Below are 22,970 nucleotides of genomic sequence, written 5' to 3'. Positions count from 1 at the left end.
GGGCTGTGCGCGACCCACGGCTGTGCGCGGCCAGGCCGGTGCTGGTCGAGCCGGGGGCGCGAAGGTTTCAGGCGTGTGCGGCCGGCGCGCGCCGGTCGCCTGCCGCACCCTCAGCACCCTCAGCGCCCCCGGTGTCTGTCGCACGCCGGGCGCCCGCAGCGCCCCCAGCGCCTGCGGCACTCCGGGCGCGGACCGCAGACGCGAATGCGAGCAACAGCAGGAGCGCGCAGGCCCAGGCGAACCAGTCGCCGAACCGTGTGTAGGGCGTATCGGCCGAGCCGGTGGGCAGCGCGGTGAGGGCGGACACGAGCGGCGCGTCCGCGCTGTGCGCCTCCATCCGGATCCGGCCGAAGGCGTCGCTCACGACCAGGTCGCCGTCCCGCGCCGCGCGCGCCACGGTGAGCCCGGTCTCGACACCCCGGGTGACCGCCATCCTGCCGTGCAGCCAGCGGTCCCGGTCGAAGTCCCAGGCGGGCACGAAGAGCGTCGTGGCGCCGCTCCTGCGGTAGTCGCGCACCAGGCCGGGCAGGTCCAGGTCGAAACAGATCGCGATCCCCCAGCGGGAGCCGGAACCGGGCACGAAGGCCTTGCGGTTGCCGGGCTGGAAGTCGCTTTCCAGTCCGGGGATGAGGTGGTGCTTGAAATACTCGACCGGCCGGCTCCCGTCTGCGGGGAAGTCGACGGCGGCGTTGCGGAGGCTGCCGGACCGCTTGAGGATCAGCCCGACGATGATGTCGACGTGGTGGTCGGCGGCCAGCCGCGCCAGCGGCGCCGCCAGGACGGGCAGCGTCGCGTCGTCGGCGACGAAGACCTTCTCCGGCATGACCACGACCCGCGCGCCGCGCGCGGCGAGGCCCGGAATCCGCGCCGTGTACTGCCCGAGCAGGGCACGTCCCTCCGCCGAGGCGACGGGGACCCAGCCGTCCCGGTCGGTGGCGAGCAGCGCCACCTTCTCCGAGCTCTCACCGTACGGCGAGCGCAGCCGCCAGGCGCCGTAGCCCAGCGCCAGGGTCAGGACGGTCACGGCGGTGACCGCCACCCGCAGCCGCCCTGCGCGCCCTGTCTCCCGCTCTGCCTCCCGGCCTGCCTCCCGGCCTGCCTCCCGGCCTGGCGCCCGCGGCGCGAGGACCGCGGCGATGGCCGCGGGAACCCCGAGGAGCAGGAAGGTGATTCCCCACGGCCCGGTGACCGAGGCGGTCTGCAGGACCGGAAGGACGCCGGCCTGGGTGTAGGCCAGGCTCCACCACGCCCCGTTCGGCGACAGCACCGAGAACGCGTACTCGACGGCGACCCAGGCCGCCGGCACGACGGCGACGGCCGTCAGCGGACGCCCCCTCAGCAGCAGCGCCCGCGACAACAGGACGATCAGCCCGAACAGCAGCGCCGACCCGATGATCAGCGACACGACCATCGGCGGCGGGATTTGCACGGTGTCGAGGAAGTAGCCCCACATCATCGTCTGACCGCCGAGCCAGGCGGCCGACGCCGCGAGGAACGCGGCCCGGGCGCCGACACGGTGAGCGAGGACGAGCACCGGCAGCGGTGCGAGCCAGGTCAGCCAGGGCACCGGCGTGAGCCCGGTGCCGAAATGGAACAGCGTCGCCGACAGCGCCGTGGCGGCGAGCGCCACGGCCGGACGCCGAATCGGTGAGTGCATCGTGCAGCCTCCTTCTCCAGTCGCCCCGACCCTCCCGGCTCCGGCCTGGACGCACATCACCGGCGGGAGCGATCCGGGCACCACTCGCAGGGACCGGGACCGCTCGGAGACTCGTGGCACCGGGTTTCACTCGAAGGAGTGAGACGGCCGTCAGCCGAACGGCGGAGGCGTGGGAGGGTGGCGCGCGCATAGTCTTGCCGGGTTCCCTCCGACAACCCCGGAGCCGGTCATGCGGGCGAGCATTTTCAGTCCATCAAGGGCCGACGTCACGATCGCCGCCGTCGTCACCGTGATGACGGTGACGCCCGTCCTCGTCCCTCACCCGCAGCCGTGGTGGGCCGTGGCGCTCGCCGCCCTGATGTCGGTGCCCGTGCTGTGGCGGCGCCGCGCCATCCTCTCCGTCGGGGCGGTCGTGGGGTGCGCCACGACGCTCATGGCGATCACGGCGAAGTCGCTGCCCCACTCCGGGGCTCTGGTGCTGCTGCTGCCATACGGCGTGCTGGTGTGCACCTACACGTTCGCGGAAACGAATCTCTCCCGGGCGCGGCGCGCCGTGGGCATCGCGGGTCTCGTCGCCGGCGTGGCCGTGTCGCTCGTCGTCCCGCACGAGAATCTGGAGACCTACCGTTACCTCCTCACCGCGATCGTCGCCGCGTACGCCCTCGGCGTGGGCGCACGGGCCCGGCGGGCCGGCCGGGACGCGGAACGGGAGCGCGAGGCCCGCATCCGCGAGGAACGCGCCGCCGCGGTAGCACGCGAGCGCACCCGGATCGCCCGCGACATGCACGACATCGTGACCCACTCGGTCGGCCTCATGGTGATCCAGGCGGAGACCGGGCCGCTGGTGGCGCGCGATCATCCGGAGAAGGCCGAGGCGGTCTTCGAGGCGATCGCGGCGGCCGGGCGGGACGCGATCGGCCAGCTCCGCCTGATCCTCGGCGCGCTGCGCGGAAGCGAGGCGCTCGGCGGCCCGGCTCCGGCCCGGGGGCCGCAGCCGGGGCTTGACGCCCTGCCCGGCCTGTTGGACAACGCCCGCCGGGCGGGCCTAGACGTCCGCGCCGACGTGCGTGGCGAGCCGCGGCGCCTTCCCTCCGACGTGGACATCGCCGCGTACCGGATCATCCAGGAGGCGCTGACCAACACGATCCGGCATGCCGGAGCGAGCACCGTCCGGGTAGGGCTCCGCTGGTCCGGTGACACCCTGGACGTCGAGGTCGCCGACGACGGCCGGGGAGCGCGGGAGCTACGGGAAGGACACGGCATGATCGGGATGCGGGAGCGGGTCACGGCGTGCGGCGGCCGGCTCGCCGTCCGGCCGGGAAACCCGGGTCTCACCGTCACCGCGACCCTGCCGATCGGCTGACGGCATGCTGCGCGTACTCGTCGCCGACGACCAGGACCTGTTCCGCGGCGGCTTCGCGATGATCCTCGACGCCCACGACGACATCACCGTGGTCGGCGAGGCGGCCGACGGCGCCGAGGCCGTCGCGAAGGCGGTCGAACTGGAGCCGGACGTGGTGCTCATGGACATCCGGATGCCCGGCCTGGACGGTGTGGAGGCCACCGCACAGGTGTGCCGCAGGACCGACGCGAAGGTGCTGGTCCTGACGATGTACGACGCCGACGAGTACGTCTACGACGCCCTGCGCGCCGGGGCCAGCGGCTTCCTGCTCAAGGACGTACGGCGGGACGACCTCGCACGCGCCGTCCGCCTGATCGCCACGGGGGAGTCGCTGCTGGCACCCGCGATCACCCGGCGCCTGATCGCCGACTTCGTCGGGCGCGGACATGCCCGGCCCGGGCTGCGGCAGCGACTCGGTGAGCTGACCGACCGGGAGATGGACACGCTGCGGCTGCTCGCACGCGGCCGGTCCAACGCCGAGATCGCCGCGGATCTGGTGGTCACCGAGCACACGGTCAAGAGTCACGTGAGCAACCTGCTGACGAAACTGGACCTGCGCGACCGCGCGCAGGCCGTCGTCTTCGCGTACGAATCCGGCCTGGTCGTGGCCGGCGACCAGGACGGGTTCCGCACCGATCGGCGGCGATGACCCCGGCGCCCGACCAGTGGCACGCATGCCCAGGGGTACGCATGCCCAGGGGTACGCCGCGGCTGCGGGCCGGGCATGCTGAGGCGCGGCGAACCGGCGGCGGACCGGCGGCGCTCCCGGGCTTCCCATGCCGGGCACGGCGCCGGCCCGCTTGCCGGTCCCTGCCGCGCTCGGGCCTTCAGGCGGGGCGCAGCGCGCGGCCGGGGGTGGCGCCGGTGAGTTCGCCGGAGCGCAGCACCGGCACACCACCGACGAGCACGTCGTCCACGCCCACGGCGAGCGACCGGGGCCGGTCGTAGGTCGCCGTGTCCGCCACCGCGGCCGGGTCGACGACGACCAGGTCCGCGACCTGGCCACGGCGTACGAGACCGCGGTCGGGCAGCCGGAAGCGGCGCGCCGGGTGTGAGGACAGGTGCACGGCGGCCTGTTCCCAGGTGAGGTCGCCGAGTTCGCGCACGTGCCGGCCCAGGTAGCGGGCGAACGCGCCGAAGCCGCGCGGGTGCGGATGGCCGCCCACGTAGATGCCGTCGGAGCCGCCGGTGTGGCCGGGGTCGCGCATGACGGCGCGCACCGACTCCTCCCCCGCCGGGCCCTCGTCGGGGCGGGCCTGCACGCAGCCCGCCTGGAGCCGGGTCTCCACCAGGAGCACCCGGCAGAACTCCGCGGGGGTGGCGCCGTACTCGGCCGCGGCGGCGGGCAGGGTCATCCCCTCGGCCCACTCGAACCCGGGGGCGTGCGAGAGGGTGATCCGCGGCCACAGGTCGTCGCGTCCGGCCCACTCCCCGGCGAGGCGGTCCCGCTCGGAGGACTGCTCTGCGGACAGCATCAGCACGGCGCGGTCGGGGTCGGCGGCGGGCACCCACGGTGGCAGCGTCACCATCGCCAGGATCGTGCTGGCGCGCAGGTAGGGATAGGTGTCGAAGGTCAGGTCGACGTCCTGCCGCCGGGCGTCCTCGACCAGCGGCAGCAGGATGGACGCCGGGCCGTGGAGGTGCGAGACGTGCACGGCCGCGCCGGACCGCTGGGCGATCTCCACGACCTCCGTCATCCCCACCTGCGCGGACGCGCCGTAGGCGCGCATGTGGGTCACGTACGGCAGGCCGCCCAGCGGTGCGCACAACGCCGCCAGTTCGGCGGCGTCGGCGTAGCGGCCGGGGGCGTACTCCAGGCCCGACGACAGTCCGGCCGCCCCTTCGGCCAGGCCCGTCTCGACCGCGCGCAGCATGGCGCGCAGTTCGTCGCCGTCCGCGGCGCGTTCCGCGGGGCCCATCGCGTCGAATCGGATCGTCGCGTGCGGCAGCAGGTAGACGGTGTTGAGCGCGGTCCCGCCGTCGTATCCGGCGAGCAGTTCGGCGACGCGCACCGGCCCGTCCACGTGCGGGTGCGGGCCGTTGACCGCCGCGAAGTAGCGGCTCGCGTACGCGAAGGCGGCCGGGGAGGTGGCCGGCGCGAACGACAGCCCGTCCTGTCCCAGCACGAACGTCGTGACCCCCTGCCGCAGTGCGGCGTGCTGCACGAGCGGGTCGAACACGGCCGCGTCGCCGTGCGCGTGGCAGTCGACCAGGCCCGGCAGCACGAGTCTGCCCGCCGCGTCGATCCGCACCGCCGCCTCGGCCTCGCCGAGTCGGCCCACCGCTTCGACCCGGCCCCCGCGCACGCCGACGTCGGCGCCGAACGCGGGGGCTCCGGTGCCGTCCACGACGCGGCCACCGGTGATCAGCATATCGAAGGTCACCTCCCCGATTAGATCAGTCGTGCGGGCCGGGCACACGTGACGAGACGGGGCAGTGGCCGGTCCGCACGACGGGCCGCCGCTCCAGCACCTCGCGGGCGCGGGCCCTGGCGAGGTTCCAGCCGTTCCAGGGGTCCGGCCTCCACAGGTCGTTGACCGCCACCACGTCGCTCAGCACGCAGCTGCGGTCCGGCTCGGGCAGGCGGTCGAGGATCGGCACGGCCTCCGCCCCCAGCTCGCTCAGGTAGCCGTGGTCGAGCCGCTCCACACCCCGGACCGTCAGCTGGGTCTCGGCCACCCGTGCGTCGGGGTCCCACACCGCGAACGCCAGCAGCGACACCCCGGTGAGCAGCACGAGCGCGCGGAAGAACCAGGACGTGCCGCCGCCGGACAGGCGCACCGCTCCCGCCGCCAGGACCAGCACGAACACCGCGGCGAGCCACCAGATCGTCGCCTCCACCGAGGCGCGCAGCCGCGACAGGCCGTACGCGTCGGTGTAGAGGCCGAGCCGGTGCAGCGCCGAGGCGAGGATGACCAGCGTGAACGCGCACAGCAGGCCGAGCAGCACGGCGAGCAGCCAGCGGTCGGCCCGGCTCTGGCGGCGCAGCAGGGCCACCGCGCCCGCCACGATGCCGAGCACGAAGAGGCTGACCGTGACGAGTTCGAAGAAGCCCGACCTCGCGTACTGCGCGTAGGTGAGGCCCGCCGTCGTCAGCACCCTGCGGCTCCCGCCGAACAACACCGTGATCTGCACGGTCACGAACGCCGCGAACAGCAGGTTCAGCCCGAGCAGCGGGATCACCCAGACCTGGCGGCCGAGGGACATCCGCAGATCGGGTGCGGCGGGCTCGGCCACCGGCCGCAGGCCCACCAGCACCGCCGCCCCTGCCAGCGCAGCGAACACGCAGAACACGAAGACCCGGTAGGGCAGGCTCCGCGCCCATTCCGGCGCGCGCAGCAGGTCGGTGAGGAATGCCGAGAAGACGGCGTCGGCGGAGGAGAACAGCAGGCCGAAGACGGCCAGCAGAACGATGGTCACCACGGCGCTGACCAGCGTGGGCAGCATCCGGCGCCGCCGCGTCAGCGTCCGGAGCGGCCCGGCCAGGAACCACGGCAACGGCAGCACCGCGAACAGGACCGAGACCCCTCCCCTGATCACCGCGAGCCATCCCCGCCCGCCGCCCGACACCGCGAGGGACCCGACTCCGAACGCGGCCAGCAGCACCGGCCCGACCAGCCAGTCGGCGTCGCGGAACAGCGCCACGGAGACCAGCGCGTACGCCAGGAGGCCGAAGGCCACCGTCCACGGCGCGATCCGTCCTCGCCGGAGCGGCAGCACCGCCGGGAACGCCGCCGCACCCATCGCGACCGCCGTCAGCGCGAATCCCAGTCCGGGCGACGCGTCCGGCAGCGCGACGGCGGCGACCAGGCCGGCCGCCGCGGCGGCGGGCAGCAGCCACCGGGGCGCGTCCGGCAGCTCCGGCCTCGGGAACAGCGGCGGCGGCACATACGCGGGCGGCGGCGGATATCGCCCCGGCCCCTGCGGGCCGGTCGCGGGCGGCTCCGGGGAGACCGGCCGCTGCTCCGCGGCTGCCGGGGTGGTGAGCACCGCGGGCGGCGGGGAGACTCCCACGCCCCGGGCCGCGGCCTCGGCGGAGCCCATACGAGCGACCGGCACGGGCATCGGCGCAGGCATCGGCCCGCGTGTGGGCCCGGACACCGGCGCGGACATCGGCCCGGGAACAGGCCCGGACATCGGCCCGGGAACAGGCCCGGACATCGGCCCGGGGGCGGGCCAGGGCGACGGCCCGGGGGCGGGCCAGGGCGACGGCGGCGCGCCCGCCGTCGCGGCTCGGTGGGCCGATGACGAGCCGCGCATCATTCCCGCGATCGTGCCGGCGACGGTGAACAGCAGCAGCGTCATGACGCCCAGGCCGAGGATGACCGAGACGATCAGCCCGGTGAGGAATCCGGCGAACATGCCGACGCCCGCCCCCAGCGCCACCCGCGCCAGGTGCCCGGCGCGGTCGTAGCCAGGAGGTGACATGGGCATGGGCGACCCGGGCACGGGCGACCCGGGCATAGGCGATGGGGACATGGGCGGCGCGGGCATCCGAGGGCCGGCACCGTCGGCCGACGCGGCCGCGGACTGCTGGTCCGCTCGTGCGTGGACGAGGTCGGGCCGCCGGGACTCCTCATGGTCCTCGCCGTCGCCGACGGCACCGATGCCCTCCGGAGAGACGCCCTGGTCACCGATCCGGGCGGCGGCGGCCTGCGCGCTCTCGGCCCACGGGGACGGAGTCTGGCCCTCGCGGAGGGACTCCGACCTAAGAGACTCCGACCCGAGCGACTCCAGCCTGCCGGACTCCGGCCTCTCCCCTGGGCTGTCCTCCGATCGCTCACCACCGTCCGAGCTCCCGGACGGCCGGGCATCCTCGTCCCGCGCGCCGCATGCGTACCGCTCCGCACCGCCGCCTGTCGGAGCGGGCACGGCACCGGTCTCCCCCCGCTCTTCGGCCACGACGAGAGCGCCTTCGGTGATGTCGGCACCGTCCACGGCACCGTCACCATCACCGCCGAGCTCGACACCGCGCAGCTCGGCACCGCGTAGCTCGGCACCCTCCAGCTCGGCACCGTCGCCCCCGGCTGAGTTCTTCCCGCCGGGCCGACCGGCGGTGCGGCCCGCGCCCGCTTTCCGGACGTCCATGTGTCCCCTTCCGGTGAGGGCGAGTCCGGCCGAGATCTCCCTGGGCGTGCTCTCCCCGGCCACGGTCTCCCTGGCAGTGCTCTCTCTGGCCGCGGCCTCCCCGTGACGTGGCAGCACGACGACCATCCGGCACCCCGGGGCCGTCCTCCGGCCTCCGCCTGCGGCCCGTCCCGCGGCGGGGATCGCGGTGGTGATCGCGGCCCGCATCGCGGCGTTGATCGCAGAGGGGACCGGGTCCGTCACCGCGATCGACCCGCCGTGCAATTCGACGATCTCCTGGGCGATGGCGAGCCCGAGCCCGGCCCCGCCCGCGTCGGCGGCCCGTCCGGCATCGAGCCGCGAGAAGCGTTCGAACACCCGGGCCCGCTCCGCCGCCGGGATGCCAGGGCCGTCGTCGGTCACGCTGATCTCCAGGTTCGGCCCGGCCGGCCGCGCCTCGACCCGGACCGTGCCGCCGGGCGGGCTGTGCCGTACGGCGTTGTCGAGCAAATTGGCCAGCACCTGGGCGAGCAGGGCCGCATCGGCGGACAGCACCGTCCCCGGCGTGACCGCGCTCGACACCGTCACGTCGTCACGCGCGAGAGTCGCCTCCGAAACGGCCTGCCGGCACAACGACGCCAGGTCCAGCTCCTCCGGCTCGATCAGCCGCGCCCCCGAGTCGAGCCGCGACAGGTCGAGAAGCTGGGCCACCAGGCGGCCGAGCCGCTGCGTCTGGGCGAGGGCCGTGCCCAGGGTGTCGAGGTCGGGCGGCGTGACGCCGTCCACGATGTTCTCCAGCACGGCCTGCAACCCGGTGATCGGCGTGCGCAGCTCGTGGCTGACGTTGGCCACGAGTTCGCGCCGTTGGCGATCGACCTCGGCGAGGTCGGCCGCCATGGCGTTGAAGGCCCGCGCCAGCTCCCCCACCTCGTCCCGGGAGGTCGCGCTCACCCGCAGGCCGTAGCGGCCCTTGGCGATCGTCTGCGCGGCGGCGGCCATCTCGCGCAGCGGCCGGGTCATGCCGCGGGCGAGGAGCTGCACCATGATCAGCGCCAGCACGACGGCGATGGCGATCCTGAGGTCCCGGGACAGGCCGGAGGTGATGCCGACCTCGTTGACGACGAACGCCGCGACCACGGCGAGCACGATCACGATGCCGAGCTTGACCTTGATCCTGCCGAGGAAGTCGAGCGGCCTCAACGCCTGGCTCTCCCTAAATAAGCGTCACGGACGGACGAGCGCGTATCCCACGCCATGGACGGTGCGGACGACCTCCGGGCCGAGCTTGCGGCGCAGCGCGCGGACGTGACTGTCCACGGTCCGGGTCGCGGCGGCCTCGGAGAAGCCCCAGATGTCCGACAGCAGCCGTTCGCGCTCGAAGACCTGGCCGGGCCGCTCGGCGAGACGCCGCAGCAGGTCGAACTCGGTGCGGGTGAGCTGGGCCTCGGCCCCGCGGACGAACACGCGGCGCTCGGCCGTGTTGATCTCCACCTCGCCCACCCGGATCACGGTGTCCTCGTGAGCCAGCAGGCTGGCCCGCTCCACCCGCCGCAGCAGCGCGTGGATCCTCGCGACGAGTTCCCGCATGCTGAACGGCTTGGTGATGTAGTCGTCGGCCCCCACCCCCAGGCCGACCAGCACGTCCGTCTCCTCGCCGAGCGCGGTGAGCATCAGCACCGGAACCGGCCGGGCGGCCTGCATCCTGCGGCACACCTCGAGCCCGTCCAGTCCCGGCAGCAGCCGGTCGAGGACGACGACGTCGGGCTCCGCCTTCGCGTAGGCGGCGAGCGCCCCCTCCCCGTCGCCCTCGACACGTACGTCGAAGCCCTCCGCCGCGAGGCGGAGCCGTACGGCGTTCGCGATGGTGTCGTCGTCCTCCACCACCAGGACGCGGCGTTGCTGAGGGGTAGCCATGGAGGGAAGCGTAGATGCCCTCTGTGCAGAGCTGTCGTCCGGAAGTGTGCAGATCCCGTGCATCGGTGAATATCCGCCGCCCACGCCGCCCACGCCGGGGCGCCGCGGACCATGGCATCGCTTCTGTGAGCCGGATCCGCAGGTCAGGGGTTTCGCTTCCCGGTTGCGGGTAGCCCCGATATGACCAGATAGGAGGCGCTATGGACCGCCAGTCAAGGCCGGAGACCATGCGGGAGAACGACGTGATCGATCTCCTAACACAGCAGCACGTGCTCATCCGCGAGTTGTTCGACGAGGTCGACAGATGCCAGGGGGAGCAGCGCAAGGAGGCGTTCAGCCGCCTCGTCCGCCTGCTCGCCGTCCATGAGACGGCGGAGGAGGAGATCGTCCACCCCTACGCGCGGCGCAAGCTGGTCGGCGGTGACACGATCGTGGACAACCGCCTCCAGGAGGAGGAAGAGGCGAAGGAGATGCTCAGCCGCCTCGACGACATGGACGTGACGACGCCGGAGTTCTCCCAGGAGTTGGAGAGGCTGCGGGCCGCCGTGTTCGCCCACGCCGCCGCCGAGGAGCGCTACGAGTTCTCCGAGCTCAAGGCGAGCACGTCCGAGGGCGAGCGCAAGGCGATGGCCGTCGGCGTCAAGGCAGCCGAGGCGATGGCTCCCACGCACCCGCACCCCGGGGTCGAATCGGCGACGGCGAACGTACTGATGGGGACGCCGATCGCGATGATGGATCGCGCTCGCGACGTGATCCGCAAGGCGATGGGCAAGTCGGAGTCCGGCGAAGGCTGAGTCTGCGGGCGGGCCGCCGTGCGGGAACAGAGTTCGTCCCGTCGACGTCGGGAGCGCGGCCCAGCCGGAGATCAGAGACCGGAGACCGGAGCGGAGAGCGTCGCGGCGCCGCGGAGCCGGGCGGAGGCGGCCACTCGTCTCCCGGGCGCCGCGGCGCCGCGACGCGAAAGGGCGCCGGCCGGGATCGCCGTCTCCTCGCGGGCGTTCGCGGAACTCCGCCGGGACTTCGGACGTTCTCCCAGGCGACGCGGGACGACGTCCCGCGTGGGACCCGACGCGAAAGGCCTGACGATGTCGCCACTGGGCAAGTACTACGTGGGCGCGGCGGTGGTGGCCGTGCTGGTCTTCATCCTTCCGGTGCCGACGCTCCTGGCCTGGCTGATCGCGATCGGCGCGCTGGGTGCGCCGGTCGTCGCCTACTTCATGCTCGACGAGTCGCAGCGGGCGCGGCTGCGGCGCATCCGCCGCCGCCAGATCGGCGGCTGAGACCCCGCCAAGACCCGCGAGGGAACACCGGCCGGGCGGCCGTCGCGGCGCCCGGCCGTTTCGCGATGCTCAGGAGGCGGTGGCGATCCTCCTGCGGACCCGCTCGGTGACGCTCCGCTCCAGGACGAAGGACAGGAACGGGATCGTCCCCGCGATGAGCACCAGCAGCAGGTAGCCCACCGACCAGCGGGCCTTGATCAGGCCCAGGTTGATCGCGGCCACGAGGTAGATCATGTACAGGAAGCCGTGGATCGGCCCGACGACCGCGACCATGGTGTCGCTGTCGAAGCCGTACTTGACGACCATGGCGGCACACAGCACGAGCAGCATCACGCCGACGATGTACGCCATGACGCGATAGAAGTTGAGCGCGGATTCCACGTCGATCATTACCTCTGCTGGGGAAACGGTCACCACACGATATCCGTGCCACCTGGTGGTCCAGGCTCCAGGGCCGCTCAGGCCTCCACCTGCGCGGCGGGCCCGGCGGGCTGCGGCTCCTCACTCTTACGCTCCCGCTGCCCGCGCAGGGCGTCGCGTACGAAGTGGAACCACATGTACACGGCGAACAGCGCGAAGATCCACCACTGGAGGGCGTAGGCCAGGTTGCGCCAGTTGAAGCCGCCGCCTTCGGTCGGCGCCGACACGGCCACCGGCGTGACGCGGGACGGCGGCTGCTGCGCGGTCGCGACGAGGAACCCGTCCCGCACCCGCGCCTCCGGCCACACGTTGATCAGCTCCGCCGTCGACACCGTCGCCACCTGGCCACGTGGCAGATTCCCACTGCGCACCACGTCGTCGGTCTGCTCGGCCGGCCGCAGCCGGCCCATCACAGTGACGGTGCCCTCGGGCACGGCCGTGGCGGGATCAGCCACCGTGGGGACCCAGCCGCGTACGACGGAGACGACCGTGCCGTCCGTGAGCCGCAGGGGCGTGAGCAGCCAGAATCCGCTCCCCCTGGCCGCCCGGCCGCCGGGGGCGGCGACGTCCGCGACCCGGTCGGCCACCAGCAGCTGGTTCGCGGCGTCGTAGGTCCCTGTGGCGGTCACCCTGCGGCTGATCGCGGTGCCGCCGATGTGCTGTCCCACCTGGGTCAGCTCGGTGACGGCCACCGGCGCGGGGTCGGGGGCCCGTCGCGGGCCGCCCGACGCCTCGAAGACGCCGAGTTGCCAGCGGCCGAGGAAGGTGAAGGACACGAGCACCCCGATGACCAGCAGGTGCAGGGCCACCAGCCGGGGAGCCAGGAGGGTGCGGAGCATGGATACAACGCTATCCGCCGCCCACACCGGTCCGGTATTCGCGCCGGTGCCTCGGGGGAACACCAAGCCACCACCAGGAGAGGGCAAAGTCCGACAAATCACAGCCAGGGCGCACCATGTGTCGCTAGAGTCATGCCCATGTCCGACCCTCAAATCGACCCGGCCGGAAACACCCAGGCATTCCGGGCGTTCGCGCACCAGCAGGACACAGAGGCCTCCACGGAGCAGCCGTCCTCCCGCCTGCCGATCTGGATCGCCGCCGGTGCGGCGGTCGTCGTGATCCTCGCAGTGGTGGCCTACCTGCTGGTTCGCTGACATACCTGTGCCAGCCGCCGACGACCGCGCCCGTCGGCGGCTTTGTCATGCCCGCCGACGACTCGGCGTACGTACAGTGAGGGGTGCCAAGGGCGTCCCCATGACGGACCTCCCCGGCCGCTCCGGCCGGACGCACCGGCCACTGGACCCGGCCCACGCGCCGGAATACGTTGGATAGATCTTCCAATAGGACGGGGAGGACGCATGCCCAGTCCGGGCGTCACGATCATCGGTTCCGGGTTCGCCGGGCTGTGCATGGCCATCAAGCTCAAAGAGGCCGGCTATCACGACTTCGTGATTCTGGAGAAGGCCGACGAGCTCGGCGGCACCTGGCGGGACAACACCTATCCCGGCTGCGCCTGCGACGTCCCCTCGCCGCTGTACTCCTTCTCCTTCGAGCTCAACCCCGGCTGGTCGCGACTGTTCTCCCCGCAGGAGGAGATCTGGGACTACCTGCGGGCCTGCGCCCGAAAGTACGGCCTGGAGCCCCACCTGCGGTTCGGCACGGAGGTCTGCGGGCTGGAGTACGACGACGAGCGGGCCCTGTGGCGGGTGTCGACCGGCGACGGGCAGACCTTCGAGACCCACGCCGTCGTCTCCGGCATCGGCGCCCTGCATGTGCCGTCGCTCCCCGAGATCCCCGGCCGTGAGCGCTTCACCGGCACCGCGTTCCACTCCGCCCGGTGGGACCACTCCGCGGACCTGAACGGCAAACGCGTCGCGGTCGTCGGCACCGGCGCGTCGGCGATCCAGTTCGTCCCGGTCGTCGCCGAGCAGGCGAGCCGGCTCACCGTCTTCCAGCGCACCCCACCGTGGATCCAGCCCAGACCGGACCTGCCGATCGACGGACGGCTGAAGCGGGCCATGGAGACGCCCGGCGGCGCCCGCCTGCTGCGCGACGCCGTCTACTGGCTGCTGGAGACCCGTGCCGTGGGCTTCACGATCGATCCCCGGCTGATGAAGGTCCACCGGGCGATGGCCGAGCGGCACCTGGCCCGGCAGGTGCCCGACCCCGGGCTGCGCGCGAAGCTGACGCCCGACTACACCATCGGCTGCAAGCGGATCCTGCAGTCCGACGACTACTATCCCGCGCTGACCAGGGACAACGTGGAGCTGGTCACCGACGGGATCACCGAGATCACAGAGCGGTCGGTCGTGGACGCCGCGGGGCGCGAACACGAGGTCGACGCGATCGTGTACGGCACCGGCTTCCAGGTGGTCGACTCCCTCGACGCGCAGCGAATCGTCGGCAGGAACGGCGTCAAGATCCAGGATGCGTGGCGCGACGGCATCGAGGCCTACTACGGGATCACGGTCGCGGGCTTCCCCAACCTGTTCTTCCTGCTCGGCCCCAACACCGGCCTCGGGCACACCTCGGTCGTCTTCATGATCGAGTCGCAGGTCCGGTATGTCATGGACTGCCTGCGGCTGCTGTCGAAGACCAGGGCGAAGGCCCTGGACGTACGGCCGTCGGCGCAGCGGGCCTTCAACGACCGCCTGCAGCGGCGGCTCGACCGGCTGGTGTGGAGCGCAGGCGGCTGCACGAGCTGGTACCTCGACGAGCACGGCAGGAACCGCACCCTGTGGCCCGGCTTCACCTTCGAATACTGGGCGCGGACCCGGAAGGTGAATCCGGCGGCCTACGAGCTCATCGGCGCCCAGGCCTGACCGAGGCGCCGACCCGGGGCGCCGACCGTTGGGGCGGCTGGGGGCCGACCGGGGGGCTGAGCGGTGGGCTGAGCGGTGGGCTGAGCGGTGGGCTGACCCGGGGAGGCCGACCGGGGCTGAGCGAATCAGCGGTGCGGACTGACCACGAGAGCGCTGCCTCCACCACGCCTGCCGGGCTCGGCGACCGCCTGGACCCGCCCGTTACGCAGAAACTCCAGGCCGGTCGCCGCGCCGATCTCCCCCACCGGCGACCCGGGGACGCTCGTCAGCGTGTGACCGAGCGCGGTCAACTCCGCGCCGTACCGCTCGGCGAACGCGGGCTCGGCCTGGGTGGCGGCGGTGTTGCGCTGCGAGGCGCGCGGCGCGGCCACGGCCTCCGGGAGCGACATGCCGAAGTCGAGCCGGTTCACCAGGATCTGCAGCACGGTCGTGATGATCGTCGCGCCGCCGGGCGAGCCGACGGCGAGCAGCGGCCTGCCGTCCTTGAACACGATGGTGGGAGCCATGGACGACCTCGGGCGCTTGCCGGGAGCGGGCAGGTTGGGGTCGCCCGGCGCCGGGCCGAAGGTGAAGTCGGTCAGCTCGTTGTTGAGCAGGATGCCGCGCCCCGGCACCACGATCCCGCTGCCGCCGGTCTGCTCGATCGTGATGGTGTAGGCCGCCACGTCGCCCCAGCGGTCGGTCACCACGAGATGGGTGGTCTCCGGCCCCTCCTTGTCCTCGGGGACCGACGCCTCCGACGCCCCCGACGCCCCCGGGATCGCCGAGGGGCACGGCGCGTAGGAGCCGTCGGGCGAACCCGGCGCGGCGGGGTGCGCCATCGCCCGCGGGCCGATCAGGCAGGCGCGCTCCTTGGCGAACCCGTCGGACAGCAGCTGATCCAGCGGCACGCCCACGGACGCCGGGTCGCCGACGTAGGCGTTGCGGTCGGCGAAGGCGAGCCGGGACGCCTCCAGATATTCGTGCGGGCCGATCTTCGGAAGTGCCTCAAGGATATTCAGCGCCTCCCCCACGGTGGATCCCCCGGACGACGGCGGCGCCATGCCGTACACGTCGAGGCCCTTGTACGTGACCTTGGCGGGCGGCCGTTCGATCGCCTGGTAGGCGCTGAGGTCGGAGACCTCCATCAGGCCGGCCCTGACGTTCCTGGTGGTTCCCCTGCGCACCGGCGGCTTCTTCACGGTGGTGACGATCTCCCGGCCGAGCGCGCCGCCGTACAACCAGGCCGGGCCGCGGATGCCCAGCTCACGGTAGGTGCGCGCGAGATCGGGATTGCGGAAGACCGAGCCGACCGGCGGCGGCTGCCCACCCGGCAGGTAGAGCGAGGCGGTCGAGGTGAAGTCGGCGAAGCGGACGGAGTTCTGCTGCGTCTGGTCGCGGAACGTCTGGTCGACGACGAAGCCCTTCTCCGCGATCTCGATCGCGGGGCGCAGCGCCTGCCGCAGCGGCATCGTGCCGTACCGGCGCAGCGCCATGTCCCACTGCGCCACGCTGCCCGGGACGCCGACCGACAGCCCGCTGGTGACGGCCTCGTCGAACGGAATGCCCTCGAACGCCGTCGAGGTCATCGCCCGCGGGGCGGTCTCCCGCCCGTCGATCGTGGTCACCTTTCGCTTGCGGGCGTCGTAGTAGACGATGAAGCCGCCCCCGGCCAGCCCGGCCGAGTAGGGCTCGGTCACGCCCAGCGCCGCCGCCCCCGCCACCATCGCGTCCATCGCGTTGCCGCCCTGGCGCAACACCGAGAGCGCGGCCTTGCTCGCGTCCAGGTCCACGGTGGCCACGGCCCCGCCGTACCCCTCCGCGACCGGCCGCTTGACCTCCGCCGCCGATCCCACCGATGCGGCGTGGACGGACGGCGCGAGGAAGCCCGCGAACGTGACCAGTCCCAACGACGCGACGACGACGCTCCTCATGCCCCGGCACCTCCACCACGACCAGACCGATTACCCCAGCATGACTCAACGTAGTCAATATTGCTGCTGGATTGTCCGCTTTTGGACGCCGGCGCACGCTACTCCTTCCGTCGTACGGCGGACTGCCGCGACGGGGGGATGCGGTGACCAGCGGCGATGGCCTAGCGTGCGGGGGTGCGTTCCCGTTCCGCGATGTATCACCGCATCGATCCCGTTCTACCGGTCATCATCGGGATCCTCCAGGTGTTCCTGACGATAGGCGCGCAGTACTGGCAGTTGCGGAACCCGGACCTCGGACGGGTGCCGCTGACCTGGTGGGGCTATGCGCTGCTGGTGGTCGGGCCGCTCGCGATCGCGCTGCGCCGCCGCGCGCCCGTCGCCGTGCTGGTCGTCACGCTCACGGCCACCTCGGTCTACATGCTGTTCGGCTACGCGTACGGGCCGGTGTTCCTCAGCCCGATCATCGTGATCTTCAATGCGGTGCTGTCGGGGCACCGGCGCGCGGCGTGGCTGTCGTCGGGGGCGTTCTTCCTGTTCGTGGTCGCCTACGCCACCTGGCTCATCCCCCATCGGGCGAGCCTCTTCCACCACACCGCGGTCGCAGCCTACCTGCTGCTCACGCTCACCGTCGCGGAGTTCCAGCGGGTGCGCCGCGAGCGCCTCGCCGAACGCGATCGGGTGGCGCGGGAGGAGGCCCGGCGGCAGGCGAGCGAGGAACGGCTCACCATGGCCCAGGAGCTGCATGACGTGCTCGCCCACAACATCTCGCTGATCCACGTCCAGGCGTCCACCGCCCTGCACATCCTGGACGACCACCCCGAGCAGGCCCGCACCGCGCTGACCACGATCAAGCAGGCGTCCAAGGACGTGCTGACCGAGATGCGCGGCGTGCTGAGCCTGCTCAGGGACGGCGCGCCGCGCTCCCCCACGGCCGGGATGGCCCACCTGTCCGACCTCGCCGAGCGCAGCGGCCTGCCGGTCACGCTGGAGGTCACCGGGCAGGCGCGCCCGCTGCCCGCCGGCATCGACCGGGCCGGCTACCGGATCGTGCAGGAGTCGCTGACCAACGTCTCGCGGCACGCGCCCGGCTCGCGGGTGACCGTACGCGTGGCGTACGCGCCGGAGGAGCTGACGGTGGTGATCGAGGACGACGGCGCGGGAGCGGCGCGGGCCGAGGCGGGCCTCGGCAGCGGCAACGGCATCCCCGGCATGCGTGAGCGGGCCGCGGCGCTCGGCGGATCGCTCGCGGCGGGCCCCCGGCCCGGCGGCGGCTTCCGCGTCGAGGCCCACCTCCCCCTGCCCGCCTCCGCCAACCAGAAGGAGACGAATTGATACGCGTCCTGCTCGCCGACGACCAGGCACTGGTCCGGGCCGGGTTCCGGGCCCTGCTCGACGCACAGGAGGGCATGACCGTCGTCGGCGAGGCCGGCGACGGCGAGCAGGCCGTCCTGCTCACCCGGGACCTGCGCCCCGACGTGGTGCTCATGGACATCCGCATGCCCGGCACCGACGGCCTGACGGCCACCCGCCACATCGGCGACGACCCCGCCCTCACCGACGTGAAGATCGTCATGCTCACCACGTTCGAGCTGGACGAGTACGTCTTCGAGGCCCTGCGCGGCGGCGCGAGCGGCTTCCTGGTCAAGGACACCGAGCCGGCCGAGCTGATCCAGGCCGTCCGGGTGGTGGCCTCCGGCGAGGCCCTGCTGTCCCCCGGCGTGACGCGCAGGCTCATCGCCGAGTACGTCGCCCGCGCCAAGGAGCCCGGCATCGTGACCCGCCTCGACCCGCTCACCGAGCGCGAGCGGGAGGTGCTCGCGCTCGTGGGCACCGGCATGACGAACGACGAGATCGCCGCCAGGCTCTACATGAGCCCGGCGACGGCCAAGACCCACGTGAGCCGCACGATGAGCAAACTCCACGCCCGCGACCGGGCCCAACTCGTCGTCATCGCGTACGAGTCGGGCCTGGTCAAACCCGGCTGGCTCTGAGACTCCGGCGTCCTTCAGCCGGCGAGCGGCTCCTGGAGTTCGGTGACCCACCGGGCGGGATCCTCCCCGGCCTCCAGGTAGAGCTCCCTGGCGTACCCGGCGGAGCGGTGGCCGCCGTCGGCGATCCAGCGGGCCAGCGTCTGCTCGGTCGGAAGGATGTCGTCCATCGGGCCGCGATGCACGATCGTGGCCGCCCGCTCGATCGCGGGCAGGTCCACGACCGCGAAGTCGTGACCGTCCTCGGGCGCGACCGCGACCGGCATCGCCACGTGCGCGAGGATCCCGTCGCCGCCCGGGGCGTCCTCGTAGTAGGCGATCGCCGGCCCCACCGGGGGCACCCCGGCCTCGTCCAGCCTGCGGCACAGCTCCTGGAACAGCGGGCCGACGACCGGGCTGATGTCCTCGGGTTCGTAGCTGCGCGCCACTCCGCTGAGTTCCGCCACCCGGACGGCGGGGATGCGCTTGATCACCACATCGTCGGTCTTCATGTGTCCCTCACTCTCGATCGTCCGGAGCCTCACCTCGACCTGGGCCAGCCGGGCCGCCGCGGCGGCCATCGCCGCCTCCAGCTCCGCCTGCCGCAACCGCAGCATCCCGCGCAGTTCCTCGGCGCTCACCTCCTCGTCCAGGACTTCCCGCACCTGTCTGAGCGTGAAGCCCAGGTCCTTGAGCGCGGTGATCCGGTTGAGGCGGGCGAGCTGGCCCGCCTCGTAGAAGCGGTAGCCGCTCACGGGATCGACGTGGGCCGGGCGGAGCAGCCCGATCGCGTCGTAGTGGCGCAGCATGCGGACCGACACACGGCCGTGCCTGGCGAAGTCTCCGATGCTGAACATGATGTGGCCGATTCCAGCGCCTCACACGGTGTCAGGGTCAAGCGGCGCCTGTCAGGCAGTGGGTGGCAGGGGCGGCAGGGGTGGCAGGGGCGGCAGGGGGCGCGCTCCCTCGGACCGCAATCCGTCGAAGATCAGGTGAAGGTATCGGCGCCAGGCCCCCGTGACGTCCCGCTCCGGCGCGGCGGCCTGGCAGGCCGCCGTCAGCATCCGGATCACGTCCTCCCCGGTGATGTCACCGCGGATGGCGCCCTCCCTACTGGCTCGGCCGGTGAGCGCCTCCGCGACGCCGGTCAGGCGGTCGGCGGCGGCGCGAACCACCGGATCCCCGCGGACGTCCGTGGTCGCCGCCTGGCAGAAGGAGCGGTCGCTCACGTGCAGGGCCACGCCCGCCGTCATGAACTCCAGCAGGGCCGCCTCCGGGTCCGCGTCCTCCAGCAGCGTGCGCCCCGTGGCCGCCAGCTCGTCGAGCCGGTCGGCCACGATCGCGGCCGCCAGCGACTCCTTGGTCGCGAAGTGGCGGAAGACCGTGCCCTTCCCGATGCCCGCGCGCTGCGCGATCTCGGAGATCGACACCTCCATGCCGTGTTCGGCGAACGCCTCACGCGCGGCGGCGAGCAGCGCCTGGCGGTTGCGGACGGCGTCGGCCCGCAGGCGGTGTGTCTGCGATGGGGTCGGCACGTGGCACCTCGCCTCCCAACTGGTGTTTCCGGCGACCCTAGCACAAGTTGACCGACCGGTCCGGTTATGCCAGATTCAACCTGACCATACGGTCCGCTTATCGGCCCGGCCCGCTCGACGTCGCCACGGCCGGGTGAGCGGCCGCGCATCGAGATGGACAGGAAGGTCGGATCATGGACGACAGACGGCATTCGGTCCTGGTCGTCGGAGCGACCGGCACCCAGGGATCGGCAGCGGCGCGCGGCCTGTTGCGCCGCGGCCACCGGGTCCGCGCCCTGACCCGCGAACCCGCTCGCGCCCGCCACCTGACCGAGTGGGGCGCCGAGGTGGCCGCCGGCGATCTCGGCGACGCGGCCGCGGTCGAAGCCGCACTCGACGGTGTGACCGCCGTGTTCGCGGTGCCGCTCCGCGATCCCGGCGACGACGGCGCCGAGCTGGCGAACGCCACCTTCCTCATCGAGGCGGCCAGGCGCTCAGGCGTCCGGCACTTCGTCCAGACCTCCGTGGCCGGCACCGGCGATCTGTCCCGCATGCCCCGCTGGGGCACAGGCCACTGGAACGAGGCGTACTGGGAGACCAAGCACCGGATCGAGGAAGCCGTTCGCGACGGCGGCCTGCCCGCCTACACCATCCTCAAGCCGTCGTTCCTCATGGAGAACCTCCTTCCGCCCAAGGCGCCGCTGATGTTCCCCGAGCTGGCCCGGGGCGAGATCGTCACCGCCGTCGGACGGCACGTCAGAGTGCAGATGATCAGCGCCGACGACATCGCGGCCTTCGCCGCCGCGGCGCTCGAACGGCCCGGCCGCTTCTCCGGGCAGAGCATCGAACTGGCCGCCGAGGCGCCGACCATGCACGAGGTGGCCGCCACGATCGGCGCCGCCACAAAGCGGACGGTCAGGGCGGTCTCGCTCACCCCGTCGCAGGCCGTCGCCGCGGGTCGTCCACCGGCGGTCGTCCGCGGCGAGGAATGGCTCAACGAGGTGGGATATCACGCCCCGATCGACGCGCTCGCCTCCTACGGCGTCGCCCTGACCGGCTTCCGACAATGGGCGCGGACGCACCGCTCCAGGCTCGGCCAGACCGGCGGCTGATCAGGACGTCCGTCTCCGATCCCGGCGCCTCACCCGGTGCCCGGCGCGACGGCGCTCATCTGGAGGCGGCGGGGCGGCAGGTCCAGCGGTTCCGGGAGCCGCAGCGGCCCGCGGCCCGGGGTGACGGCGCCGAGCACCCGCGATCCGGCCGCGCCGGTGCAGGCGGGCACCGTGCCGGGCAGGCCGTGCGCGGTCAGCCAGCCGAGGTAGGAGAACGCGACGGCCTCCTTCGCGTCCGAGGGCACGCCGAGGTCGTCGCTCGGCGGCAGCCGCACGCCTCGGGCCCGCTCGCGCAGCGCGCTCATCAGGGCCGGGTTGCGCACGCCGCCACCGGAGACGACGACCGTGCCGAGCCCGTGCCGCCGGATCCGCGCCGCGACCGTCTCGGCGGTGAGCGCCGTTAGCGTCGCCACCAGGTCCGGCAGGCCCAGCGCGTACGGCCCGGCGACCCGGTCCAGGTAGCCCGCGTGGAACAGCTCCTTGCCCGTCGTCTTGGGCGGCGGCCGGTGATAGTAGGGCTCGGCGAGCAGCTCGGTCAGCAGGCCCTCGTGCACCTTCCCCGCCGCGGCCAGCCTGCCGTCCTCGTCGTACGGCATTCCGGTGGCGGCGCGCACGGCCGCGTCCGTCAGCGCCGAGGCCGGGCCGGTGTCGTAGGCGAGCGGGGGCTCGCACACGGTGAGGTTGGCGATGCCGCCGAGGTTCAGCGCGCCGGTCCGGCCCGCCGAGGCGGGCAGCCCGGACAGCAACGGCAGGTCGAAGGCGGACACGAGCGGCGCGCCCTGCCCGCCTGCGGCCACGTCGCGCACCCGCAGGTCCGACACGACCGGCACGCCGAGCCGTTCGGCGATCCAGGCCGGCTGCCCGAGCTGCAGCGTCCCGCGCACGCGGCCGTCCTCCACCCAGTGGTACATCGTCTGCCCGTGTGAGCAGACGAGGTCGGCGGCGGGGCAGGTCGCCGCCGCCTCGGCGAACGCCCGGCCCACGAGCGTGTCGAGGCGGCAGACCGCGCCCATGTCCGTGCGGTTCGGCGGCAGCGCGGCGACGATCGCGGCCCGCAGGTCAGGCGGGTAGGGCACCGTGCCGGTGTGCTCCACGACACCGGTGAGCAGGTCGCCGTCCCGCGACCATTGGACGAGCGCGCAGTCGATCCCGTCGTGGGAGGTCCCCGACATCAGCCCGAGTACGCGCACGCCTGCCTCGCAAGGGTTCTTCAGCCGGCTCTCGGCGGGAGGCCGACGAGCTTGGTGAGGAAACGGTCGATCTGCTCCTCCGCGGGCGGCCAGGGCAGGTCGGGCTCGTTGATCCGCTGCGACAGCATGCCGTTCACCGCCGTGCGCAGGTCGATCGCGACCGTCGCCGCGTCGTCGCGCGGAGCGACCCCGGCGTCCATGCAGCGCTCGACCGCCTCCGCGGTCCTGACGAACAGCACCTCTTTGAACGGCATGCCGAGCCGGCGGTGGACCGCGCTCTCGTGCAGCACCTTGTAGAGGCCCGGATGCTCGTGCGCCCAGGCGACCTGCGCGAGGATGCGCGCCCGCAACCGCGCCGCGGGGTCCTCCTGCGCGGCGTCCGCCTCGTCACCGGTCCGCACCAGCTCCTCGTGGCAGCGCCCCAGCACCGCGAGCACGAGCGCGTCACGGTCGGGAAAGTGCAGGTAGACCGAGGTGGCGGCGATGGACACCTCGCGCGCCACGGCCCGCAGCGACAGCGCCTCGTCGTCGGCGAGGTCGTCGAGCATGCGCATCGCCGCCGCGACGATCTCCTCGCGCAGCCGCTCGCCCTGCCCCCGCGCGTTCGGACGGCGGCGGGCGGCGGGCGTCGGGGACGGAGTGGCTTCCATGACCGGCCTATTGTATGAGGACGACCATCGGGCTACAGTCGTAGCGCTACAGCCGTTCACCA

General features: G+C 72.9%; 20 protein-coding genes. 9 read left to right on the top strand and 11 right to left on the bottom strand.

The window, feature by feature from the left end:
* Window positions 1-67 precede the first annotated feature (67 nt).
* Complete coding sequence (locus tag FLX07_RS09950) at window positions 68-1,657, bottom strand: nitrilase-related carbon-nitrogen hydrolase (RefSeq protein ID WP_167748183.1); 1,590 nt, start codon at window positions 1,655-1,657, stop codon at window positions 68-70.
* Window positions 1,658-1,886: 229 nt separating this feature from the next.
* Between FLX07_RS09950 and FLX07_RS09945 the strand changes: the two genes are divergently transcribed.
* Together FLX07_RS09945 and FLX07_RS09940 are read left to right on the top strand one after the other, a co-directional pair.
* The gene (locus FLX07_RS09945; RefSeq protein ID WP_142569776.1) at window positions 1,887-3,020 is read left to right on the top strand and encodes a sensor histidine kinase; all 1,134 of its coding nucleotides are present in this window, start codon (window positions 1,887-1,889) and stop codon (window positions 3,018-3,020) included.
* A gap of 4 nt (window positions 3,021-3,024) precedes the next feature.
* Entirely contained in the window at window positions 3,025-3,708 is a 684-nt protein-coding gene (locus FLX07_RS09940; RefSeq protein ID WP_142569774.1) for a response regulator, read from the top strand.
* Window positions 3,709-3,886: 178 nt separating this feature from the next.
* Here the strand turns inward: FLX07_RS09940 and FLX07_RS09935 are convergent, their stop codons facing one another.
* From FLX07_RS09935 to FLX07_RS09920, 3 genes are read right to left on the bottom strand one after another with little or no spacing between them, the layout of a single operon-like run.
* Window positions 3,887-5,443 carry an N-acyl-D-amino-acid deacylase family protein gene (locus FLX07_RS09935; protein ID WP_142569772.1) on the bottom strand — a complete coding sequence of 519 codons (1,557 nt, stop codon included), beginning with the start codon at window positions 5,441-5,443 and terminating at the stop codon, window positions 3,887-3,889.
* A 13-nt stretch (window positions 5,444-5,456) separates the two neighbouring features.
* Window positions 5,457-9,326 carry a DUF4153 domain-containing protein gene (locus FLX07_RS09930; RefSeq protein ID WP_223853052.1) on the bottom strand — a complete coding sequence of 1,290 codons (3,870 nt, stop codon included), beginning with the start codon at window positions 9,324-9,326 and terminating at the stop codon, window positions 5,457-5,459.
* 24 nt (window positions 9,327-9,350) lie between these two features.
* Window positions 9,351-10,040, bottom strand: a complete 690-nt coding sequence (locus FLX07_RS09920) for a response regulator transcription factor (protein WP_142569770.1) — start codon at window positions 10,038-10,040, stop codon at window positions 9,351-9,353.
* Window positions 10,041-10,240: 200 nt separating this feature from the next.
* Here FLX07_RS09920 and FLX07_RS09915 point away from each other — a divergent pair, with 200 nt between their 5' ends.
* Together FLX07_RS09915 and FLX07_RS09910 are read left to right on the top strand one after the other, a co-directional pair.
* A complete protein-coding gene (locus FLX07_RS09915; RefSeq protein WP_223853051.1) occupies window positions 10,241-10,834 on the top strand; it encodes a hemerythrin domain-containing protein in 594 nt (197 codons plus the stop codon).
* 291 nt (window positions 10,835-11,125) lie between these two features.
* A complete protein-coding gene (locus FLX07_RS09910) occupies window positions 11,126-11,320 on the top strand; it encodes a hypothetical protein (protein ID WP_142562628.1) in 195 nt (64 codons plus the stop codon).
* Between the two features lie 69 nt (window positions 11,321-11,389).
* Here FLX07_RS09910 and FLX07_RS09905 read toward each other — a convergent pair whose 3' ends face one another.
* Together FLX07_RS09905 and FLX07_RS09900 are read right to left on the bottom strand one after the other, a co-directional pair.
* Window positions 11,390-11,710 (bottom strand): DUF3817 domain-containing protein, encoded by a 321-nt coding sequence (locus FLX07_RS09905; protein WP_142569768.1) that lies wholly within the window; start codon window positions 11,708-11,710, stop codon window positions 11,390-11,392.
* Window positions 11,711-11,778: 68 nt separating this feature from the next.
* Complete coding sequence (locus tag FLX07_RS09900; protein ID WP_142569766.1) at window positions 11,779-12,579, bottom strand: SURF1 family protein; 801 nt, start codon at window positions 12,577-12,579, stop codon at window positions 11,779-11,781.
* 138 nt (window positions 12,580-12,717) lie between these two features.
* Here FLX07_RS09900 and FLX07_RS36380 point away from each other — a divergent pair, with 138 nt between their 5' ends.
* Complete coding sequence (locus FLX07_RS36380) at window positions 12,718-12,894, top strand: hypothetical protein (RefSeq protein ID WP_167748182.1); 177 nt, start codon at window positions 12,718-12,720, stop codon at window positions 12,892-12,894.
* A gap of 204 nt (window positions 12,895-13,098) precedes the next feature.
* A complete protein-coding gene (locus tag FLX07_RS09895) occupies window positions 13,099-14,562 on the top strand; it encodes a flavin-containing monooxygenase (RefSeq protein ID WP_142569764.1) in 1,464 nt (487 codons plus the stop codon).
* Window positions 14,563-14,687: 125 nt separating this feature from the next.
* Here FLX07_RS09895 and ggt read toward each other — a convergent pair whose 3' ends face one another.
* Window positions 14,688-16,475 (bottom strand): gamma-glutamyltransferase, encoded by a 1,788-nt coding sequence (ggt, locus tag FLX07_RS09890; RefSeq protein ID WP_142569763.1) that lies wholly within the window; start codon window positions 16,473-16,475, stop codon window positions 14,688-14,690.
* A 174-nt stretch (window positions 16,476-16,649) separates the two neighbouring features.
* Here ggt and FLX07_RS09885 point away from each other — a divergent pair, with 174 nt between their 5' ends.
* Window positions 16,650-17,807 (top strand): sensor histidine kinase, encoded by a 1,158-nt coding sequence (locus FLX07_RS09885; protein WP_229689553.1) that lies wholly within the window; start codon window positions 16,650-16,652, stop codon window positions 17,805-17,807.
* The gene (locus FLX07_RS09880; protein ID WP_142569761.1) at window positions 17,804-18,466 is read left to right on the top strand and encodes a response regulator transcription factor; all 663 of its coding nucleotides are present in this window, start codon (window positions 17,804-17,806) and stop codon (window positions 18,464-18,466) included. The genes FLX07_RS09885 and FLX07_RS09880 overlap by 4 nt, the downstream gene beginning before the upstream one ends.
* Window positions 18,467-18,480: 14 nt before the next feature.
* Here the strand turns inward: FLX07_RS09880 and FLX07_RS09875 are convergent, their stop codons facing one another.
* Together FLX07_RS09875 and FLX07_RS09870 are read right to left on the bottom strand one after the other, a co-directional pair.
* Window positions 18,481-19,299, bottom strand: a complete 819-nt coding sequence (locus tag FLX07_RS09875) for a MerR family transcriptional regulator (protein ID WP_142569758.1) — start codon at window positions 19,297-19,299, stop codon at window positions 18,481-18,483.
* A 51-nt stretch (window positions 19,300-19,350) separates the two neighbouring features.
* Window positions 19,351-19,977, bottom strand: a complete 627-nt coding sequence (locus FLX07_RS09870) for a TetR/AcrR family transcriptional regulator (RefSeq protein WP_142569756.1) — start codon at window positions 19,975-19,977, stop codon at window positions 19,351-19,353.
* Between the two features lie 173 nt (window positions 19,978-20,150).
* Here FLX07_RS09870 and FLX07_RS09865 point away from each other — a divergent pair, with 173 nt between their 5' ends.
* The gene (locus tag FLX07_RS09865) at window positions 20,151-21,068 is read left to right on the top strand and encodes an NmrA family NAD(P)-binding protein (protein WP_142569754.1); all 918 of its coding nucleotides are present in this window, start codon (window positions 20,151-20,153) and stop codon (window positions 21,066-21,068) included.
* A gap of 29 nt (window positions 21,069-21,097) precedes the next feature.
* Here the strand turns inward: FLX07_RS09865 and FLX07_RS09860 are convergent, their stop codons facing one another.
* Both FLX07_RS09860 and FLX07_RS09855 read right to left on the bottom strand, forming a co-directional pair.
* Window positions 21,098-22,258, bottom strand: a complete 1,161-nt coding sequence (locus FLX07_RS09860; protein ID WP_142569752.1) for an anhydro-N-acetylmuramic acid kinase — start codon at window positions 22,256-22,258, stop codon at window positions 21,098-21,100.
* 20 nt (window positions 22,259-22,278) lie between these two features.
* On the bottom strand, window positions 22,279-22,908 hold the full coding sequence (locus FLX07_RS09855; RefSeq protein WP_142569750.1) for a TetR/AcrR family transcriptional regulator: 630 nt from the start codon (window positions 22,906-22,908) through the stop codon (window positions 22,279-22,281).
* Window positions 22,909-22,970: the final 62 nt, after the last annotated feature.

Source organism: Microbispora bryophytorum (genome assembly GCF_006874465.1).
Lineage (GTDB): Bacteria > Actinomycetota > Actinomycetes > Streptosporangiales > Streptosporangiaceae > Microbispora > Microbispora bryophytorum.
The sequence above is the reverse complement of the archived record's forward strand: the minus strand, read 5'-3'. Positions and strand labels throughout refer to the sequence as shown.

Bases quoted from the DNA above. Each gene is read 5' to 3' on its own strand.
- FLX07_RS09950 (WP_167748183.1), bottom strand. From the start codon at position 1,657: ATGCACTCACCGATTCGGCGTCCGGCCGTGGCGCTCGCCGCCACGGCG.
- FLX07_RS09945 (WP_142569776.1), top strand. From the start codon at position 1,887: ATGCGGGCGAGCATTTTCAGTCCATCAAGGGCCGACGTCACGATCGCC.
- FLX07_RS09940 (WP_142569774.1), top strand. From the start codon at position 3,025: ATGCTGCGCGTACTCGTCGCCGACGACCAGGACCTGTTCCGCGGCGGC.
- FLX07_RS09920 (WP_142569770.1), bottom strand. From the start codon at position 10,040: ATGGCTACCCCTCAGCAACGCCGCGTCCTGGTGGTGGAGGACGACGAC.
- FLX07_RS09915 (WP_223853051.1), top strand. From the start codon at position 10,241: ATGGACCGCCAGTCAAGGCCGGAGACCATGCGGGAGAACGACGTGATC.
- FLX07_RS09910 (WP_142562628.1), top strand. From the start codon at position 11,126: ATGTCGCCACTGGGCAAGTACTACGTGGGCGCGGCGGTGGTGGCCGTG.
- FLX07_RS09905 (WP_142569768.1), bottom strand. From the start codon at position 11,710: ATGATCGACGTGGAATCCGCGCTCAACTTCTATCGCGTCATGGCGTAC.
- FLX07_RS09900 (WP_142569766.1), bottom strand. From the start codon at position 12,579: ATGCTCCGCACCCTCCTGGCTCCCCGGCTGGTGGCCCTGCACCTGCTG.
- FLX07_RS36380 (WP_167748182.1), top strand. From the start codon at position 12,718: ATGTCCGACCCTCAAATCGACCCGGCCGGAAACACCCAGGCATTCCGG.
- FLX07_RS09895 (WP_142569764.1), top strand. From the start codon at position 13,099: ATGCCCAGTCCGGGCGTCACGATCATCGGTTCCGGGTTCGCCGGGCTG.
- ggt (WP_142569763.1), bottom strand. From the start codon at position 16,475: ATGAGGAGCGTCGTCGTCGCGTCGTTGGGACTGGTCACGTTCGCGGGC.
- FLX07_RS09875 (WP_142569758.1), bottom strand. From the start codon at position 19,299: ATGTTCAGCATCGGAGACTTCGCCAGGCACGGCCGTGTGTCGGTCCGC.
- FLX07_RS09865 (WP_142569754.1), top strand. From the start codon at position 20,151: ATGGACGACAGACGGCATTCGGTCCTGGTCGTCGGAGCGACCGGCACC.
- FLX07_RS09855 (WP_142569750.1), bottom strand. From the start codon at position 22,908: ATGGAAGCCACTCCGTCCCCGACGCCCGCCGCCCGCCGCCGTCCGAAC.